Below are 1727 nucleotides of genomic sequence, written 5' to 3'. Positions count from 1 at the left end.
GTCGACGCGCTGGCCTGCCGGATCGCCGCCGAGGACCGCCCGCTGATCGGGCGTCCGCTGCCCAACCTGCGGGCGTACGTCCTGGACGACCGGCTCCGGCCGGTGCCGCCCGGGGTCGGCGGCCAGCTCCACCTGGCCGGCGAGCAGCTCGCCCGCGGCTACGCCGGCCGCCCCGGGCTGACCGCCGCCCGGTTCACCGCCGACCCGTACGGGCCGCCCGGCGCCCGGATGTACCGCACCGGCGACCTGGCCCGCTGGACGGCCGACGGACGGCTGGAGTACCTGGGGCGCGCCGACGACCAGGTCAAGGTGCGCGGCCACCGGATCGAGCCCGGCGAGGTCGAGGCGGCCCTGCTGGACCTGCCCGGGGTCGCCGCGGCCGCCGTCGCCGCCGTACCCGACCGGCACGGCCACACCCGGCTGGCCGCCTACCTGGTGTTCGCCGACGGCGCCGCCCGGACCGCCGCCGACCTGCGGGCGGCGCTGCGCCGCACCCTGCCCGACCACCTGGTGCCCGCCGCCTTCGTCCCGCTGGCCCGGATCCCGCGCACCGTCAGCGGCAAGACCGACCGCCGCGCCCTGCCCGCACCGCCCGCCCAGCCCGACCGCTCCACCCCGTACGTCGCCCCGGCGCCCGGCACCGAGCAGCGGCTCGCCGAGATCTGGGCCCAGGTGCTCGGCGTCGAACGGGTCGGCGCCCGGGACAACTTCTTCGCGCTCGGCGGCGACTCCATCCTGAGCATCCAGATCGTCTCCCGGGCCAGGTCCGCCGGGCTGGCGCTGACCACCAAGGACGTCTTCCGGCACCAGAGCGTGGCCGAACTCGCCCTGATCACACAAGAAGTGATCGAACATCAGGAGATTGAGCCGGAGCCCGCCGAGGCGCCGCTCACCCCGATCCAGCGCTGGTACCTGGACGCCCGCCGCCCCGGCGCCAACACCCACGCCGGTGCCGCCACCCTCGCCGTGACCCTGGACCGGGCCACCACCGCGGCCCTGCTGCGCGAGGCGCCCGCCGCCTACCGCACCCAGGTCAACGACGTGCTGCTCAGCGCCCTGGGCCGCACCCTGGCCCGCTGGTGCGGCCGGGACGAGGTGCTGATCGGCGTCGAGGGGCACGGCCGCGAGGACCTCTTCGACGACCTCGACCTCTCCCGCACGGTCGGCTGGTTCACCGCCGAGTTCCCGCTCGCCCTGCGCGTCGACCCGGCCGCCGACTGGCACCACACCCTGCGGGCCGTCAAGGAGCAGCTGCGCGCCGTCCCGCTGCGCGGCCTCAGCCACGGCGCGCTGCGCCACCTCCACCCGGACGGCCCGCTGACCGGCGGCGCCGCCCCGCAGGTCGGCTTCAACTACCACGGCCGCTTCGACCCCGGCGGCGTCGGATCCGGCGACGGCCCCGGCGCCGACGGCCTGGTCCGCGGCCAGCTGCCCCCGGCCGGGCGCGACACCGACCCGGACGAGCCGCGCCCCTACCTGCTGGAGGTCACCGGAGCGGTCCAGGACGGCCGCCTCGAACTGGCCTGGACCTACCCCGCGGAGATCTACGGCGAGGCCACCGTCCGGGGCCTCGCCGAGGAGATGCGCACCGCCCTGCGCGAACTGGCCGAGCACTGCGCCCGGCCCGGCGCCGGCGGGCGCACCCCGTCCGACTTCCCGCTGGCCGGCCTGGACCAGGAGCAGTTGGACCGGCTGGTCGGCGACGGCCGCGCGGTCGAGGACGTGCT

At 77.4% G+C, this 1727-nt stretch carries 1 protein-coding gene; it reads left to right on the top strand.

What is annotated here, in order from left to right; translation table 11 throughout:
* The coding region (locus ACFC1T_RS38330; RefSeq protein ID WP_375897427.1) for a condensation domain-containing protein at nt 1-1727 on the top strand (1727 nt) is incomplete at both ends.

Source organism: Kitasatospora sp. NPDC056076 (genome assembly GCF_042266305.1).
Lineage (GTDB): Bacteria > Actinomycetota > Actinomycetes > Streptomycetales > Streptomycetaceae > Kitasatospora.
This window is presented reverse-complemented; position numbering and strand designations above follow the sequence as displayed.